This is a genomic window from Thermotoga sp., from assembly GCF_021162145.1.
GTDB lineage: Bacteria > Thermotogota > Thermotogae > Thermotogales > Thermotogaceae > Thermotoga.
This window is the reverse complement of the sequence record NZ_JAGGZH010000014.1, coordinates 29113-46080: the sequence shown is the minus strand read 5'-3', so window position 1 is coordinate 46080 and position 16968 is coordinate 29113. Positions and strand designations below refer to the sequence as shown.

Genomic DNA, 16968 nt, shown 5'->3' with positions numbered 1-16968 from the left:
AAGAGTTGTTGGTGCTTTGCCACCACTACCTGGTAGTTGTGATAACTCATAAAGAAGACGAACATCATGAAGAACAAAAGTGTCAGAAGCCCCAGATTCAGTTTTAACGTTCTTTTTCTTCGAGGCCTTATCTTAGAACGTGACCTCGTAATTTTCCCTCCCTTCCTCTATGGTGAGAGAGGTTGGCTCACTGTTGAAAGAAACATCCACACCATAACTTCCATCTGGCCGAGGTAGATAGAAAAGAAACTCTCCGTCGCAAACAGGAACCTTCATCACGTAGTCTTCGAAGCTTAAAGTCACGACGCTTCCTTCGTTGCTGAGTTCCCCATACACTTCCACAGGATCTTCCACGGCGAACGCCCTTTTGTTTTCAAGATCCAAGAGAAGATAAGCGTTGTCTTCGAGAATTGTAGAGGTGGAAAGTCCCGCACTTTCATGAAAAAGCACCATCGGGGTTGTCGTAAAACTGACCATCTCTTCGTCGATCGTTGCTTCCACGGTGAGAACGAGACTCGCTGTGTCAAAGGGTATATCCACCGTGGTGAAATAAGCACCTTTTTCTCCCAGAATTCTTTCCAGCGTATTCTCTTTTCCGTTCACAGACACAATGCTTTTCAGATCCACAGTGTCATCAGTTCCCACGTTGAACAGGTAAAGGTACAGATCTGCCTTGCTCGGGCCGATGAGGCTGCAGCCTGTAACGAGCAGGAGGATCAGCAGAAAAGGAAGAACCCTCAACTTTTCCCTCCTCACAGTATGTAAGCACTCAGATCTTCATCCTGAACAATTCTCTCAAGCCTTCTTCTCACATATTCTGCGTCTATGATCACCTTTTTTTCTGGGATGTCCGGTGCTTCAAAGGATACCTCCTCGAGGACTTTCTCTGCAACGGTGTACAGTCTTCTTGCACCGATATTTTCGAGCCTCTGGTTGAGCTGGTAGGCAATCCTTGCCATCTCTCTAACGCCGTCGTCGGTGAAAGTAAGTTCCACACCCTCCGTCGAAAGGAGTGCCTGATACTGTTTTATAATGGCATTCTCCGGTTCTTTCAGTATCCTCACGAAGTCTTCCTCGGTGAGTGGTGAGAGTTCCACACGTATCGGAAAACGCCCCTGGAGTTCTGGTATGAGGTCGGATGGTCTTGAGACATGAAAAGCTCCCGCTGCTATGAAGAGAATGTAGTCCGTCCTCACAGGTCCGTACTTCGTCATGATCGTGGTACCTTCAACGATCGGCAACAAATCTCTCTGAACGCCCTGTCTGGAGACATCAGGACCGGAAGCACCCTCTTTTCCTGCTATCTTGTCTATCTCATCTATGAAGATAATACCCCTGTTCTGCGCTCTGTCCAGTGCCTCTTGGATTACCTTGTCCATGTCTATGAGCTTTTCCGCTTCCATGGGAAGAAGGACTTTCCTCGCCTCCGAAACTTTCATTCTCCTCTTTTTCTTTTTCTTCGGGAACATTCCGCTGAACATGTTCGATATTTCTATTCCCAGATCTTCCATGCCGGGTCCGAAGATACCCATGAAGGGGGAAACCGTTTCTTCGATCTCCACCTCTATTTCTTCGTCTTCCAGCTCGCCTCTTCGGAGTCTCTCCCGCATTTCTTCTCTTTTTACTCTGAACCTTCGTCTGTCTTCCGGTGTAAATTGTTGCTGCTGACCACCTGTGATTAGATTTATGAAGGGGTTGGTAATCACTGGTGTGGTTTTCGACTCGGGAACAAGGGCGTCCAGTATCCTCTCTTCCACCAACTCTTCCGCCTGTTTTTCCACTTCTCTTATCTTCTCCTGCTTTACCATGTTGACGCTGATCTCGACCAGATCCCTTATCATGGAGTCCACGTTTTTCCCCACGTATCCTACTTCTGTGAATCTTGTGGCCTCAACTTTCAGGAATGGAGAACCCGAGAGCTGAGCCAGCCTTCGAGCGATCTCCGTTTTCCCAACACCTGTGGGTCCGATCATCAGTATATTCTTCGGCAGGACTTCCTTTCTCCATTCTTCGGGAAGCTTTTGTCTTCTTATTCTGTTTCGAACGGCAATTGCGACTGCTTTTTTCGCCTCCTGCTGACCAACGATGTATTTATCGAGCTCCCGAACAATTTCTTTTGGGGTCATCTCGTCGAAACTCTTCATAAGAACACCTCCTAGATTTCTTCTATCACGATGTTCTGGTTCGTGTAAATGCAGATCTCCCCAGCTATCATCATGGCCTTTTCTACGATCTCCCTTGCGGAGAGATCTGTGTTTCTGAGCAGGGCCTTCGCAGCGGCGAGTGCATAAGGCCCTCCGGAGCCTATGGCGGCTGCGTCGTCATCAGGTTGAATGACCTCACCGTTCCCAGAGATGATGAAGGTGTTATCCCTGTCGGCTACAAGAAGGAGTGCTTCGAGTCTCCTCAAAACTCTATCGGTTCTCCAGTCCTTTGCAAGTTCAACCGCCGCTTTCATGAGGTTTCCACTCCACTCTCTCAGCTTCGCCTCAAATCTATCGAATAACGTCATGGCATCCGCCACTGATCCTGCAAACCCGGCGAGCACCTTCCCTTCACCGAGCTTTCTCACCTTTCTTGCGTTTCCCTTCAAAACAGTGGAACCGAGTGTCACCTGTCCATCCCCGCCCATTACGACCTTTCCATTTCTTTTCACTACGAGAATCGTTGTACCGTGGAATTTCATGTTCTGCACCTCCTCAAGTTATTTTAACTCAATTCTTTGAATAAAGGAAATGGTATCATTTTAAATAAGGGGGTGCGAACTTGAAGGTAGGCATTGCACTGAGTGGTGGTGTGGACAGCGCAGTGGCCCTCTACCTTTTGCTCAAAGAAGGGCACGAGGTGAAGGCATTTCACATGAAAACGAAAGATGATGAGTTCTTCATAAGAAAAGAAATAAAAAAGAAGGTGTGCTGCAGTCCCTCGGACACAGCGGACGCAATCAGGATCGCTCACTCTCTGGGGGTGGAGATAGAGATCGTCGACGTGAGGGAAATTTTCAGGGAAAAGGTGATCAAACCCTTCAAAGCAGACCTGCTCAGGGGACTCACCCCCAATCCCTGTGTCCACTGCAACAGGTACGTGAAATTCGGCTATTTCATGGACTACGTTCTGTCGCAGGGATTCGATGCTTTTGCAAGCGGGCACTACGTACGTGTTGAGTTCAGTGACAGGTACGGAAAAAAGGTTCTAAAGAAAGGCATAGATAAGAAGAAAGACCAGTCGTATTTTCTTGCCAGGATAGAACCCTGGAGAATAGAAAAACTCCTCTTTCCGAATGGCAACCACACGAAGGAAGAGATAAGAAAAATCGCCGAAGAAGCAGGGATTCACGTGGCGAAAAAACAGGAAAGTCAGGACGTATGTTTCATACCCGATGGGAATCTGGAGAACTTTCTAGAAGAGGAAGGAATTAAGCTCACAGAAGGAAGGGTCATCACGATGGGTGAAGAGATCGTCGGAACTCATCTGGGTTATCCACTCTATACGATCGGACAGAGAAGGGGGATGAAGATAGAAAAGTTTGGCAGAAGATTCTATGTGAAGGAAAAGATACCAGAGGAAAACCTTCTGGTGGTATCGGAACTTGAAGGTGTCTTCTTCTCCGGACTGGTTGCCATCGATCCTGTCTGGCACGTTGATGTTCCAGAGAAGTTCAGGTGTGTCTGCAGGGTGAGAAAGAAGGCGGAAGAAGCTCCTGCAATCGTCAAGGTGAAAGATGGTGAGGTGGAGGTCAGTTTCGAGAAGAAGGTCTTCGCGGTGACTCCCGGACAGATCGCTGCTTTCTACGATGAAGACACACTTCTTGGAGGAGCGATCATAAAGGAGGGAATTTCATGAGAAGCATCGTACAGAACAAGGTCGAAGAGTGCCTCGAGATCCTGAGATGGGACAGGACGAAATGGGCTGATTTCTGGGAGAGTTTGAGAAAAAAGTTCGGCCCCATCGTACCGAACTACGAAAAGGTCCTCAGACTCAGTGACGAGGAGGTCAAAAAGATTCTCTGGAACACGGAGAGGCGGGAGCTGGACAGGTTCAAATGGGAATGGCTCGATGTTTCTCGAAACAAGAAAGTGGAGTGTGCGGAGTCTCTCTCCGAAAGAGCAGAATTCCTCGAGCTGAAAAGAGAGGACTTTTCCGTGTTTCTGATGGCGCTCCTTGGAAAAACAGATTGGATGGTCGTTGATGGAGAAAAAGAGAAGATCGTTTTGATAGACGTCTTTTCTCTCTGGAGAAAGGGGCTGCTCAAAGAGCTTTCGCTAGCAACCCTTCAGGCGGCGATCGGCTTCAGGAAGGGGGAAAACGTGGGAAACTACGGAGGAAAGAAAGCGTACTTCAACTCACTTCTGAAAAAGGTGGAAGAGATCCTGAGTGAAGGAAAAGAGACCCTTAAGGATCTGTGTGAATTTTTGAGAAATCACGTTTCTTACTACGACTGGGTTGGGTTCTACTTTGTTGAGGATGGTAAACTGAAGCTCGGACCCTTCGTGGGTGAACCCACAGAGCATGTGGAGATTCCGTTCGGAATAGGTGTATGCGGACAGGCCGCAGAGAGAAAGGAAACGTTCGTTGTCCAAGATGTGACCAGGGAGACGAACTATTTGTCCTGCAGTCCGAAAACAAAGGCGGAGATAGTGGTACCCGTGTTCAAAAACGGAGAGATTGTGGGAGAACTGGACATAGACTCGTACAGTCCCTCTCCATTCTCCGAGGAGGACAGAAGGTTTCTCGAGAGGATATGTGAACTCGTATCCAAAGTGGTGTGAGGGGAGCTCTCACACCACTCTCTTGAAATGCTCGATCGATCTGTCCCAGGTCTTTTCCGCATCGTTCGGGAAGTAACATGCTGGAAGTTCACCACGCTGCCTGTGGTAGTGCATACACTCACAACAAATTCCCTTCCTTGGACAACCCGGGTAGGAACAGTTACAGTAGGACAGGTTCCTTTCTTTGTTCGGACAGGTTTTCACGGTTTCACCTCCAGATTCTTCGTGATTCGATCGTCTGTGTCGAGGAATTCGTTGATTTCCTTCGAAAGTCTGATAACCAGGTACAACCAGTACACACCGAGCGTGAACATAGTCAGTAAAAGGACAAAAAGGACGTTTCTCTCCCTGATGATGGGTCGGTATTCCACACCGAACAGCGTGCGGTAGAGGTACGCCTTCTCTTCTTGAAGTTTCTTGATCGCCTCGAAGAGAAAGTGCAAAAAGACTACAAAGAGTACCACCTGAAACAACGAAAACATCCACATTCCTGGGAAAAGAAAGTTGAGAAACCAGCAGGCAACAAAGGCAAAATATGTCCAGTCTGGAACGATCGGTTTTCCTTTCAAATCAAGAGCATGGCTTTCTGCCAACTTCTGCGTTTTCAAGGCATTTTCATTCAGCAAAGCAGCCCATTGCCTGTAGACTACAAGGAGAGAAAAAGAAGAGACAATTGAGAAAAAGAATACCGTGATACCAAGGGCATGGCTTGGCCTTCCAGCGGCGATCCCTCTGTAATATTTTATCAACAGCATGGTGCTTGCAATCGAGAAGATCACGCCGATCCAAGCGAGGTTCACGTTCACCCTTTTCAATTTTTATCCCTCCAGTACAGAATGAAATCATCCCAGCTGCTATCTCTTGTAAAATCACTCAGGGCGGAAAAGTCGTCCCAGTATTCTGGATTCTTCACATTTTCCGGCAGATACACGAGAAGATCTGTGTAGTCTTCCGGTGTTCCAAAGACTCTGGCAGAAACAACAGCATCATAGAGCTTTTCTCCGTAATCTCTGAGTGTTCCATCTGAAGACTCCCGAAGTGCCGTCGCGAAACTTCCAAACTCTATGAGCTCGGTGCTGGAACTTCCTGCTGTTCTCCTTTCGACGCTGAAACTCCACGGTGATACTTCATTATCCATCATATATTGAGAAATACTATTCAACCAGTACATGACTTCCTCTAGCTTCGAAGTGTCCCAGACACTCAAAGAGAAATCTTCCCCGTACATCTCGTGGTACTTTTGAACGATTCTGTAAAGCAACAAAGAAAGATCTTTCACTCCTCTCAACGCCGTGTAATTCCAGCCCGCCGCTGGCACTTCTTTGGAGGAAACTACGATGTAGTCTGCACAATCCTTGAGCACCCAGAGAATCTCAAAGGTTCCCATCAGGCAGGCATCAAAACCAAGGACCGTGACAGGAGAATTTCTTAAAACACTCTTTATCTCTCCTACCGAGAGAAAAGCTCTGTTCGTTTCGTCGTAAGCCACACCCTTTGTTCTCGCCTGCGCTTCGCCACGCCACCAGTCTCCATGATTCCAGATCACGAGGAAGGAAAGGTCGCTCCCCTGGTATTTGTTCAAGAACGAGGAGAGAGCACCTGGATCCCCAGAGTTTATCTCATTGAACGTTTTCAAAGGGATCAGATCACCTTCCACACGATAGAGGGTATCCGGAGAAGATGCAAAGTCCACCATCGCAAAAACATCTATCCATGATGGATTTTCCTTCATCTCTTCCAGATCTTGACCTATGTAATCCTCCAGATTGTTGTCTGCGGCCATCCAGACGAGAAAAGAGAGCGTGCGGTTGGGAACAAAGACACAGCTGAAGAGCAGAAGAAACAGACTACCAGTTAAGATAATCGAACTTCTTCCCTTGATATGTATCTCTCCTTTCAAGTTCTTTCTCTATCATGTTGATGGTCTCTATTTTACTCTTTCCCCAGTTTCCAAATATTGTGCCTTCTTTCGGCGGATCGGCGACCAGTCTGTGAATGACCACCTTCGGTGATAGATATTCAAGAAATGTGATCACCCTTTCCACGTACTCTTCCTGACTGCAGATCTTTACCTCCCCCTTTCTGTACATCTCCGCAAGTTTCGTTCCTTCCACCACGTACAGGGAATGAAGTTTCACACCGTCCACGTCCAGGGCAGAAAGTACCTTCGCCGTTTCCACTACATCTTCCATATCATCCCAGGGCAGGTTCAGTATCACGTGGACGACGAGTTCAAACCCTCTTTTTTTCACTCGCACAGCCGCGTCGATGAACTCCGCAAGTGTGTGACCTCTGTTTATTCTCTTCAGGGTCCTGTAGTTCACCGTCTGAAGCCCGAGCTCAACGGAAACATCCACACGCTTTTTGAACTCTTCGAGGAGATCCAGCACCTCTTCGGGGACAAGATCGGGCCTTGTAGAGATGGAAAGCTGAACTATGCTATCGTCCACCAGCGCTTCTTCGTATTTCTTTCTGAGTTCCTCGGTGGGTGCGTACGTGTTGCTGAACGCCTGGAAGTAGGCTATGAACTTTTTGATACCTCTCTTTTCGAATCGCTCCTTCATTCTGAGTACCTGCTCTCTGATGGGAAGATTCATGAGCGTAGTGAACCCACTCCCGGTGGCGTCGCAGTAGATACAGCCACCTTTTCCCTTCGTTCCGTCTCTGTTTGGACAGGAAAATCCTCCGAAGATCACGATCCTCTGAACTCTTTCTCCGTATCTTTCTTTCAGATACTCGCTGAGCTTCCTGTAGCGCACAACCTTCCCTCCTCAGTTCTTATGATACAATAGTTTCAAAAGAACCAGCGCTCGAGGAGGAGATCGGCCTTGCGAATGAAACAGCTGTACGCTCCTACACTCAAAGAAACCCCGTCCGACGTGGAAACGGTGAGTCATGAGTACCTTCTGCGGGGAGGATTCATCAGAAAGGTGGCCGCCGGAATATACACCTACCTCCCTCTTGGAAGAAGGGTACTTCTCAAGATAGAAAATATCGTCCGTGAAGAGATGAACAGGATAGGGGCACAGGAGATCCTGATGCCCATACTCCAACCTGCTGAGTTGTGGAAGAAATCGGGAAGATGGGACGATTATGGCCCGGAGATGATGAAGCTCAAGGACAGACACGACAGGGATTTCACGCTTGGACCTACGCACGAAGAAATCGTGACAGACCTTGTGAAAAACGAGCTTCGCTCTTACAGACAACTCCCTCTCGTCGTCTACCAGATAGCGAATAAGTACAGAGACGAGATAAGGCCCAGGTTCGGACTCCTCAGGGCCAGAGAGTTCATCATGAAAGACGCTTACAGTTTTCATTCGAGCTGGGAATCACTCGACGAGACTTATGAGCGTTTCAAAGAGGCTTACTCGAGGATCATGGAGAGACTTGGTGTGAGGTACATGGTCATAGAGGCGGAAACAGGTACCATAGGAGGAAACGCTTCACACGAGTTCGTTGTCCCCGCGAAGATAGGTGAGACGAACGTGCTCTATTGTGAAAAGTGCGGATATCAGGTGAGCGACGAAAAAGCCGAGTACAAAGGCGAGTATCCCCAGGATGACGAACCGGAAAAGGCACTCGAAAAAGTTTCTACACCCGACGTGAAGAGAATAGAAGAAGTATCCGAATTTCTCGGTATATCCCCCACCAGGATAGTCAAATCCCTTCTTTTCAAGGGAAGAGACGGATACGTGATGGCTCTTATAAGGGGCGACCTGGAGTTGAACGAAGCGAAACTCAAGGCTCATCTGAGAGACCAGTCGCTGAGGCTCGCTACACCTGAAGAAGTTCTGAAGGATTTCGGTGTTTCCATCGGGTTCATCGGACCCATCGGTGCGAATGTCAGGAAAGTAGCAGATTTCAGCGTCAGGGGAATGAAAAACTTCGTTGTGGGAGGAATGGAAGAGGACTCTCATTACATCAACGCAAATCACCCAAGAGACTTCAAGATAAACGAGTGGTACGATCTGAGAACGGTTGTGGAGGGAGACCCCTGCCCCGTATGTGGTGAACCCCTCAGGGGCACGAAAGGAATAGAACTCGGTCATATCTTCAAGCTAGGAACGAAATATTCTGAGGTGATGGGAGCCTACTTCATGGACGAAAACGGGGAAACAAAGCCCTTCATCATGGGATGCTATGGCTGGGGCGTGTCCAGAACAATGGCAGCGGTTGTGGAGCACTTCCACGACGAAAACGGTATGATCTGGCCCCTGTCCATAGCACCGTACACGGTCATAGTCGATATTCTGAACGTGAACGATCCGGATCAGAAGCGCGTTGGGGAAGAGATCTACAGAGCACTTATGGAAAAAGGTGAGGAGGTTGTTCTGGACGATCGAGAAGTCTCACCAGGCTTCAAGTTCAAAGATGCCGATCTGATCGGTTTCCCCATAAGGATAAACGTGGGAAGATCCCTCAAAAACGGTGTCGTGGAATTGAAAAAGCGATACTCGAGCGAGCTTGTAAGGGTGAATGTCCAGAACGGCCTTAATTTGCTCTTCGAAACTCTGGACAGAATGAAAGCAGAATACGATCCCAGGGAGGTCGTCGGGTGAACTACAGCCGTCTTTCTTCCGCTACTCTGCAGGGTATAGAGGCGATGAGGATAGATGTGGAGGTGGATTTCGACAACAGAAGTGTCTTCAACGATATCGACGTGGTGGGACTCGGGGACACTGCTGTGAAAGAAAGCAGAAAGAGGGTGAAGAGCGCCATACTGAACAGTGGTTTCTCCCTGCCCCACGGAAAGTTCGTTGTGAATCTTGCACCCGGAGACCTGAAGAAGGAAGGTTCTATGCTCGATCTTCCGATAGCCCTGTGTATTCTTGCCTCGACAGGCATCGTTCAGGTGAGTGAAAACATCCTCGCTGTTGGAGAACTGTCCTTGAACGGTGAGGTGAAGCGTGTAAACGGCATTCTACCCGTTCTTCTGTCTCTTTCAGGGCATTTCAAAGGAACCGTCGTGATACCAAAGGAAAACGAAGAAGAAGCAACATGTGTGAAGGATCTTCACGTCTACACGGTGGAGTCCCTTAGAGAGTGTGTGGAGTTCTTGAGAGGAGACAAGATGTTAGAAGAGGTCGAATACGTCGGAATAAGAGAGAGCGTGCCAGATTACTCCGTCGATTTTTCGGACGTTCGAGACCATGAGATGGTGAAAAGGGCTGTTGAGATAGCGGTCGCAGGGTTTCACAACATCCTCATGGTGGGAAATCCTGGTTCTGGAAAGACCATGATCGCAAAGAGGATCCCCACCATTTTCCCTCCGATGTCAGAAGAGGAAATCATCGAGACAAGCAAGGTGTACAGTGCTGCTGGCTGTCTCGGTCTTGTTCGAAAACGACCGTTTCGTTCACCGCACCACACGGCTTCGACTGTTTCCATCATTGGTGGCGGTACAACGCCAAAACCCGGGGAGATCTCCCTGGCACACAACGGTGTTCTCTTCCTCGACGAACTTCCGGAGTTCAAAAGGGACGTACTCGAAGCCCTGAGACAACCGCTCGAGGAACAATGCGTCACCATCTCGAGAGCGAAGTTCTCCGTAACCTATCCCGCCCGTTTCATGATGGTTGGAGCGATGAACCCATGCCCCTGCGGGAATCTCGGGGATCCGAAACAGCCCTGTGTCTGTTCCCCAAGGGACATCCTGAGATACAAAAAGAAGATATCAGGACCTCTTCTGGACAGAATAGACATCGTTGTGAACGTTCCAAAACTCTCCTTCGAAGAGATGATGAAAAAACCCGAAGGGGAAAAGAGTGCATCCATAAGAGAGCGAGTCATGAGGGCAAGGGAGATACAGCTCCAACGTTTCCAGAACACACCCATCTCTTACAACTCTCAGATGACACACAGGATGTTGAGAGAACATGTAAAGCTGGATGATAAAAGTGAAGATTTGCTGGAAAAGTACGTGGAAAGATACGGACTTTCCGGTAGGAGGATCGACAAGGTATTGAGGCTTTCGAGAACGATAGCCGATCTAGATGGCGAAAAAAGAGTGAGAATGAGACATTTAGCAGAGGCACTGCAGTACAGGTTCAGAGACGACTAACTCCACCAGAATTTTCTCTCGGCGATTTCGTCCATCTTTCTTCTTTCCCTCAGGTTCTCTTCCGTCAGATACTCTCTGAATCTTCTCTCTCTCAACTTCTCAAGCATCTTTCTCTCTTTCATCTTCTCCAAAAGATTTTCCCTGATTCTTTCCTGTTCTTTCAGCAGCTTCTGCAGTTCTTCCCGATACTTTTCTATCTCCACTTCGTAAAAAGTTATCTCACATTCGAGTTCGAGTAAATCTTTCTTCGAGAGCTGTCCTTTCTGAAGAAAGTTGCTTTCTATTTGTTTCTTTTTTCTGGTCAATTGTTGTATAATGTCTCTGAGATTTTCGATTTTTTCAGAGATCTTTGAGAGATCACTTTTTAAAGTTTCTTCTTCCTTTCTTCGAACTTCGTATATCCTCTGGAGTCTAAACTTAAAGGCCACAACAATCACCTCGTTTTGGAGATTTGCGAAAACCGTATGAGGAATGATAGAATTAAGTAAGGTTCCGTTAATTCTCGATAATATTTTACCAGAATTTGGAGGAGAAAGTTTTGTTCACCAAGGAAGAACTCATGGAGATAGTGGTAGAAAGGGTTAGAGAATGCACCATGTGTCCGCTGCACCTTACAAGAACTAATGTCGTCGTGGGGGAAGGAAGCTTGGACACGAAGATCGTCTTCGTCGGTGAGGGTCCTGGGGAAGAAGAAGACAGGACGGGAAGGCCGTTCGTTGGAAGAGCAGGCATGCTCCTGACTGAGCTTTTGAACGAGGTGGGAATCAAACGAGAAGATGTCTACATCTGTAATGTTGTGAAATGCAGACCTCCTAACAACCGTACCCCAACATTGGAAGAAATGTTTGCATGTGGACATTTTTTGCTCGCACAGCTTGAAATCATAAACCCGAGTGTCGTAGTTGCTCTGGGAGCCACTGCCCTGTCCTTTTTCATGGATGGAAAGAAGGTGTCCATAACCAGGGTGCGTGGAAATCCCATAGATTGGCTGGGGGGAAAGAAAATTGTCCCAACGTTTCATCCGAGTTATCTTCTGAGGAACAGGAGTAAAGAACTGAGGAAGATCGTCCTGGAAGATCTGGAGAAAGCAAAAAGTTTCATAAAGGAGGGTCGATAAAATGCCTAGAGGAAGAAAGAAAACGTTGACACCGGCACTCGAGGACTACCTTTCTGTGATTCAGGAAATACTTCAGAAGCAACCTGCAGCGAGGGTGAGTGTTGTAGCGAAGAAGATGGGCGTTAGTCTTCCCAGTGTGACGAACGCCATGAAAAGACTCTCAGAACTCGGGTACGTAGAGTACGAAAAGTACGGTTACATCACACTCACCGAGAAGGGAAAGAGGAAGGCAAGATCCCTCAGAGGATCACAGAACAGACTGAGGAACTTTTTCTTCTACGTCATGGGAATCCCTTCTCCGACGGCTGAGAAACTGGCACGTCACTTTTCTCACTTCTTGGATTCACGTACCAGGAGCAGGTTCAAAAAGTTCTACGATATCATGGTGAACTTCGGCGAGAGCAAAGTGCAGGAATTGAAAGAGTTCCTCGAAGAAAGCAAGAAGATCGTGAACGTTCAAGAGATTCCGGAGGAGGCAAAGAAAATCGAGGAGGAAGAAGAGGAGGAAGCGTGATATGAATGTTCTGGTAACGGGTGGCGCGGGATTCATCGGCTCACATGTGGTCGACAGATTGATAGAGAAGGGTTACGGCGTCATTGTAATCGACAACCTATCCTCTGGAAAGGTCGAGAATCTTAACAGGAACGCTCTGTTCTACGAGCAGAGCATAGAAGATGAAGAGATGATGGAACGCATCTTTTCCCTGCATAGACCCGAATACGTGTTTCATCTTGCAGCCCAGGCGAGTGTGTCTGTTTCGGTAAGGGAACCCGCAAGGGACGCGAAAACGAATATTTTAGGATCTCTTGTCTTACTCGAAAAATCGATCAAACATGGTGTGAAGAAGTTCATATTCTCCTCCACCGGTGGAGCGATCTACGGTGAGAACGTGAGGATCTTTCCCACACCGGAAACAGAAATTCCCCATCCCATATCACCCTACGGCATAGCGAAGTACAGTGTGGAGATGTATCTGGATTTCTTCGCGAAAGAGTACGGGTTGAAATACACCGTTCTCAGGTATGCCAACGTTTACGGTCCAAGACAAGATCCACACGGTGAAGCTGGTGTTGTGGCTATTTTCACTGAGAGGATGCTGAAGGGAGAAGAAGTCCACATATTCGGCGATGGAGAGTATGTGAGAGACTACGTCTACGTTGATGATGTGGCCGAGTCGAATCTTCTCGCTATGGAGAGAGGAGACAACGACGTGTTCAACATTGGAACGGGAAAGGGTATCACCGTGAACGAACTCTTCAGGATGCTGAAAGAAATCACTGGCTACGACAGAGAGCCTGTCTACAAACCTCCGAGGAAAGGCGACGTGAGAAAAAGCATCCTCGACTGGACGAAAGCGAAGGAAAAGCTCGGATGGGAACCGAAAATTCCTCTTGAGGAGGGGTTGAGGCTCACCGTTGAGTATTTCAGAAAGACCCTTGACTGAACTGTTACGTCCCAAAGATTTCGATGATTTCGTTGGTCAAGATCACCTGTTCGGTGAAGACGGCATTTTGAAGAAAACTCTGAAGACGGGAAACATGTTCTCTGCCGTACTGTATGGACCACCGGGGTCTGGAAAGACCTCGGTTCTTTCGTTACTGGAAAGGTACTTCAAAGGAGAAGTCGTCTATCTGAGCTCCACTGTTCATGGTGTTTCTGAGATAAAGAACGTGCTCAAAAGAGGAGAGCAACTGAAAAGGTACGGAAAGAAACTGCTTTTGTTTCTCGATGAGATACACAGGTTGAACAGAAATCAACAGACGGTCCTGGTAACACACGTGGAGAGAGGAGATGTCGTGCTTGTTGCAACCACAACAGAAAATCCTAGTTTTGCCGTTATTCCTGCTCTTCTCTCAAGGTGCAAAATCCTTTACTTCAAACAACTCTCAGAGAATGATCTATTGAAGATCATCGAGAAAGCAGTAGAAAGGCTCGATATGAAACTGAATCATGATGTGAAGAAAGCGCTCGTAAGAAATGCTGAGGGAGACGCAAGAAGGTTACTGAACACCCTCGAGATCGTCCACCAGGTGTTCAAAAACGAGAAGGTAACCATAGAAGATCTGACAGGTCTTTTTGGAAAAAGTGTGAGTTATTCGAAAGAAGAGCACTACGATTTTGCATCCGCGTTCATAAAGAGCATGAGAGGGAGCGATCCGAATGCAGCGATCTACTATCTCGTAAAGATGATAGACATGGGGGAAGATCCCAGATTCATAGCCAGAAGGATGATCATATTTGCAAGCGAAGATGTTGGACTGGCCGATCCAAACGCCCTGAACCTGGCCGTTTCCACAGCACTCGCCGTCGAACACGTGGGACTTCCAGAATGTTTGATGAATTTGATAGAGTGTGCTGTTTACCTTTCCCTTGCTCCAAAGAGCAACTCGGTCTACCTCGCTATGAAAAAGGCGCAGGTGCTTCCAGTAGAAGAAGTCCCACTCCTTTTGAGAAATCCTGTGACAAAAGAGATGGAGAAAAGGGGATACGGAAAGGGGTATCTCTACCCCCACGACTTCGGAGGATTTGTCAGTATGAACTACCTTCCAGAAAGACTGAAAAACGAGGTGATCTTTTCCCCAAAGGGTGTTGGATTTGAAGAAGAACTACTCGAAAGATTAAAACACCTTTGGCCGGAGAAGTATGGGGGTGATGGTATGTCCGAAATCAGGAAAGAGCAGCAGTACAAAGGCAGAAAGATAAAGATCGTGAAGGGAGATATCACAAGAGAGGAGGTCGACGCGATAGTGAACGCCGCCAACGAATATTTGAAGCACGGCGGAGGGGTTGCAGGTGCGATTGTAAGGGCAGGCGGCAGCGTAATACAGGAGGAAAGCGACAGAATAGTGAGAGAACGCGGCAGAATACCCACAGGAGAAGCCGTGGTAACGGGTTCGGGAAACCTCAAGGCTAGATACGTGATCCATGCAGTAGGGCCAGTCTGGAGGGGCGGAAATTACGGAGAAGACGAACTTCTGTACAGGGCAGTCTACAACGCTCTGCTCAGGGCTCATGAACTGAATTTGAAAAGCGTTACAATGCCAGCCATCAGTACCGGTATTTTCGGGTTTCCAAAAGAAAGAGCAGCTGCTATCTTCGCCAGAGTAATTAAAGACTTCATCGATCATCATCCGGACACCTTACTGGAGGAGATTCGCATATGTAACATCGACGAAGAGACAACCAGAGTGTTCGAAGAGAATCTGAAGCTTTGAAACACAAAAGGGACCCTAGTGGTCCCCTTTGTTTTAAAAACCTCAGAGGAAGTATTGAACCAACTCGAACGATTTCTTGGGAAGTTTCCATACCCGTGAGGAATTATTGACGTTCGGACCCATTGTACCACATCTCCCAAAAAAGACAGGGGGCCATCGGCCCCCTGATATTCATCAGTACTCCTCAGGTACAGACGGTGTTTCCTTCTTTTCCTCGGGTTTTTCGACGACCAGCACTTCCGTTGTCAGGAGCATTCCAGCGATGGATGCTGCATTTTGGAGCGCACTCCTCGTAACCTTCGCAGGATCTATGATACCCCTTTCAAACATGTCTCCAAATTCGCCTCTCAGTGCATCGAAACCGTAAGCTGGATCGCCGTTAGTAAGAACCTTCTCTATGATCACAGCTCCATCATAACCGGCGTTTTCAGCGATCTGTTTGATCGGCGCGGAGAGTGCCTTGTAGACAATCTGTGCTCCGATTTTCTCATCGCCGTCGAGCTCTTCGAAGAGCTTTTCGACTGCTTTCCTGGCCCTCAGGAGAGTGGTTCCTCCACCGGGAACGATTCCTTCCTCAACGGCCGCCCTCGTTGCACTCAAAGCGTCTTCGATTCTGTGTTTTTTCTCCTTGAGCTCTGTTTCAGTGGCGGCTCCGACCTTTATGACGGCCACTCCACCAGCGAGCTTGGCCATTCTCTCCTGGAGAGTTTCTTTTTCGTACTCGGAAGTAGTCTCCTCTATCTGTGCCTTGATCTGGGCAATTCTCTTTTTGATGGCCTCGGGGTCACCTTTTCCGCCGATTATGATAGTTTCGTCTTTTTTAACCCTCACGAGGTCGGCCTTTCCAAGATCCTCGAGCGTGAGGTCTTCAAGATTGATACCGAGTTCTTCGCTCGCCACTTGCCCTCCTGTGAGTATCGCTATATCCTGGAGCATCGCCTTTCTTCTTTCGCCGAATCCAGGTGCCTTCACTGCACAGGACTGAAGAGTTCCCTTGAGTTTGTTGAGAACGAGCGTGGTCAACGCTTCCCCTTCGACATCCTCGGCGATGACGAGAAGTGGTTTGCCTGTCTGAGCAACCTTCTCGAGGACCGGTATCAGAGGTTTCACGGCGCTGAGTTTTCTATCGGTGATGAGAATGAATGGCTCTTTCAGAACGACTTCCATCTTCTCTGCGTCCGTTACAAAGTACGGTGAGATGTATCCCCTGTCGAACTGCATTCCTTCGGTGAATTCTACGTAAGTCTCAAGTGTCTTGGAGTCTTCCACGGTGATGACACCATCTTCTCCCACTTTGTCCATGGCCTCGGCGATGAGCTCTCCTACTTCAGGACTGTTGGCAGAAATTGCCGCCACATGAGCGATGTCTTCCCTTCCAGAGAGCTTCTTCGAGAGTTTTTTGATCTCCTCAACAGCCTTCTCAACTGCTTTGTCTATACCCCTTTTGAGCAAGATTGGGTTTGCTCCCGCCGCAACGTTCTTGAGACCTTCCTTGATCATCGCCTGTGCGAGAACCGTCGCTGTTGTCGTTCCATCTCCAGCAACATCGTTGGTCTTGGAGGCAACCTCCTTCACAAGCTGGGCTCCAAGATTTTCGAATTTATCCTCGAGCTCGATTTCCTTTGCTATGGAAACACCGTCGTTCGTTATAGTCGGAGAGCCCCAGGATTTCTCGATGACAACGTTCTTGCCTTTTGGGCCAAGAGTTATTTTCACCGCATTTGCAACCTTATCTACTCCTCTTTCCAGCGCTCTTCTGGCTTCCTCGTCGAACTTCAGAAGTTTCGGCATATCTCACACCT

17 protein-coding genes are annotated in these 16968 nt (G+C 48.0%); 8 read left to right on the top strand and 9 right to left on the bottom strand.

Going from position 1 to position 16968, the window contains the following annotated elements:
- Nucleotides 1-132 precede the first annotated feature (132 nt).
- The 3 genes from J7K79_RS01230 to hslV are packed head-to-tail and all read right to left on the bottom strand — an operon-like array spanning nt 133 to nt 2686.
- Nucleotides 133-741 (bottom strand): hypothetical protein, encoded by a 609-nt coding sequence (locus tag J7K79_RS01230; RefSeq protein ID WP_296904274.1) that lies wholly within the window; start codon nt 739-741, stop codon nt 133-135.
- Between the two features lie 11 nt (nt 742-752).
- Complete coding sequence (gene hslU / locus J7K79_RS01225; protein ID WP_296904272.1) at nt 753-2144, bottom strand: ATP-dependent protease ATPase subunit HslU; 1392 nt, start codon at nt 2142-2144, stop codon at nt 753-755.
- 11 nt (nt 2145-2155) lie between these two features.
- Nucleotides 2156-2686, bottom strand: a complete 531-nt coding sequence (gene hslV / locus J7K79_RS01220) for an ATP-dependent protease subunit HslV (RefSeq protein WP_296904270.1) — start codon at nt 2684-2686, stop codon at nt 2156-2158.
- An 80-nt stretch (nt 2687-2766) separates the two neighbouring features.
- Here hslV and mnmA point away from each other — a divergent pair, with 80 nt between their 5' ends.
- Complete coding sequence (gene mnmA / locus J7K79_RS01215) at nt 2767-3843, top strand: tRNA 2-thiouridine(34) synthase MnmA (protein ID WP_296904268.1); 1077 nt, start codon at nt 2767-2769, stop codon at nt 3841-3843.
- Nucleotides 3840-4769 (top strand): GAF domain-containing protein, encoded by a 930-nt coding sequence (locus J7K79_RS01210; RefSeq protein WP_296904266.1) that lies wholly within the window; start codon nt 3840-3842, stop codon nt 4767-4769. Before mnmA ends, J7K79_RS01210 begins: the two co-directional genes overlap by 4 nt.
- 9 nt (nt 4770-4778) lie before the next feature.
- Here J7K79_RS01210 and J7K79_RS01205 read toward each other — a convergent pair whose 3' ends face one another.
- Genes J7K79_RS01205 through J7K79_RS01190 form a run of 4 tightly spaced genes read right to left on the bottom strand, consistent with a single transcriptional unit; the run spans nt 4779 to nt 7528 of the window.
- Entirely contained in the window at nt 4779-4973 is a 195-nt protein-coding gene (locus J7K79_RS01205; protein WP_296904264.1) for a DUF6485 family protein, read from the bottom strand.
- The gene (locus tag J7K79_RS01200; RefSeq protein ID WP_296904382.1) at nt 4970-5575 is read right to left on the bottom strand and encodes a DUF4234 domain-containing protein; all 606 of its coding nucleotides are present in this window, start codon (nt 5573-5575) and stop codon (nt 4970-4972) included. The genes J7K79_RS01205 and J7K79_RS01200 overlap by 4 nt, the downstream gene beginning before the upstream one ends.
- Before the next feature lie 5 nt (nt 5576-5580).
- Nucleotides 5581-6669, bottom strand: a complete 1089-nt coding sequence (locus tag J7K79_RS01195) for a clostripain-related cysteine peptidase (protein ID WP_296904262.1) — start codon at nt 6667-6669, stop codon at nt 5581-5583.
- Nucleotides 6617-7528: a TIGR01212 family radical SAM protein gene (locus J7K79_RS01190; protein WP_296904260.1), complete on the bottom strand. Its 912-nt coding sequence runs from the start codon at nt 7526-7528 to the stop codon at nt 6617-6619. Before J7K79_RS01190 ends, J7K79_RS01195 begins: the two co-directional genes overlap by 53 nt.
- A 69-nt stretch (nt 7529-7597) precedes the next feature.
- Here J7K79_RS01190 and J7K79_RS01185 point away from each other — a divergent pair, with 69 nt between their 5' ends.
- Nucleotides 7598-9331, top strand: coding sequence for a proline--tRNA ligase (locus tag J7K79_RS01185; protein WP_296904258.1), 1734 nt, complete (start codon nt 7598-7600; stop codon nt 9329-9331).
- Nucleotides 9328-10833 (top strand): YifB family Mg chelatase-like AAA ATPase, encoded by a 1506-nt coding sequence (locus J7K79_RS01180; protein WP_296904256.1) that lies wholly within the window; start codon nt 9328-9330, stop codon nt 10831-10833. The genes J7K79_RS01185 and J7K79_RS01180 overlap by 4 nt, the downstream gene beginning before the upstream one ends.
- Here the strand turns inward: J7K79_RS01180 and fliJ are convergent.
- Nucleotides 10830-11261, bottom strand: coding sequence for a flagellar export protein FliJ (gene fliJ / locus J7K79_RS01175; protein ID WP_296904254.1), 432 nt, complete (start codon nt 11259-11261; stop codon nt 10830-10832). The genes J7K79_RS01180 and fliJ overlap by 4 nt on opposite strands.
- Before the next feature lie 110 nt (nt 11262-11371).
- Here fliJ and tmung point away from each other — a divergent pair, with 110 nt between their 5' ends.
- Genes tmung through J7K79_RS01155 form a run of 4 tightly spaced genes read left to right on the top strand, consistent with a single transcriptional unit; the run spans nt 11372 to nt 15166 of the window.
- Entirely contained in the window at nt 11372-11950 is a 579-nt protein-coding gene (gene tmung / locus J7K79_RS01170) for a type-4 uracil-DNA glycosylase (RefSeq protein ID WP_296904251.1), read from the top strand.
- A gap of 1 nt (nt 11951) precedes the next feature.
- A complete protein-coding gene (locus tag J7K79_RS01165; RefSeq protein ID WP_296904249.1) occupies nt 11952-12464 on the top strand; it encodes a metal-dependent transcriptional regulator in 513 nt (170 codons plus the stop codon).
- 1 nt (nt 12465) lies between these two features.
- A complete protein-coding gene (locus tag J7K79_RS01160) occupies nt 12466-13395 on the top strand; it encodes an SDR family oxidoreductase (RefSeq protein WP_296904247.1) in 930 nt (309 codons plus the stop codon).
- Nucleotides 13367-15166 carry an AAA family ATPase gene (locus tag J7K79_RS01155; protein ID WP_296904245.1) on the top strand — a complete coding sequence of 600 codons (1800 nt, stop codon included), beginning with the start codon at nt 13367-13369 and terminating at the stop codon, nt 15164-15166. Before J7K79_RS01160 ends, J7K79_RS01155 begins: the two co-directional genes overlap by 29 nt.
- A gap of 174 nt (nt 15167-15340) precedes the next feature.
- On the opposite strand, the gene groL is transcribed toward J7K79_RS01155, so the two are convergent.
- Nucleotides 15341-16957, bottom strand: a complete 1617-nt coding sequence (groL, locus tag J7K79_RS01150; protein ID WP_296904244.1) for a chaperonin GroEL — start codon at nt 16955-16957, stop codon at nt 15341-15343.
- Between the last annotated feature and the right edge of the window lie 11 nt (nt 16958-16968).

What these genes read in the sequence shown, in the direction of transcription:
- hslU (WP_296904272.1), bottom strand. Translation starts at nt 2,144, where the DNA reads ATGAAGAGTTTCGACGAGATGACCCCAAAAGAAATTGTTCGGGAGCTC.
- hslV (WP_296904270.1), bottom strand. Translation starts at nt 2,686, where the DNA reads ATGAAATTCCACGGTACAACGATTCTCGTAGTGAAAAGAAATGGAAAG.
- J7K79_RS01210 (WP_296904266.1), top strand. Translation starts at nt 3,840, where the DNA reads ATGAGAAGCATCGTACAGAACAAGGTCGAAGAGTGCCTCGAGATCCTG.
- J7K79_RS01165 (WP_296904249.1), top strand. Translation starts at nt 11,952, where the DNA reads ATGCCTAGAGGAAGAAAGAAAACGTTGACACCGGCACTCGAGGACTAC.
- J7K79_RS01160 (WP_296904247.1), top strand. Translation starts at nt 12,466, where the DNA reads ATGAATGTTCTGGTAACGGGTGGCGCGGGATTCATCGGCTCACATGTG.
- groL (WP_296904244.1), bottom strand. Translation starts at nt 16,957, where the DNA reads ATGCCGAAACTTCTGAAGTTCGACGAGGAAGCCAGAAGAGCGCTGGAA.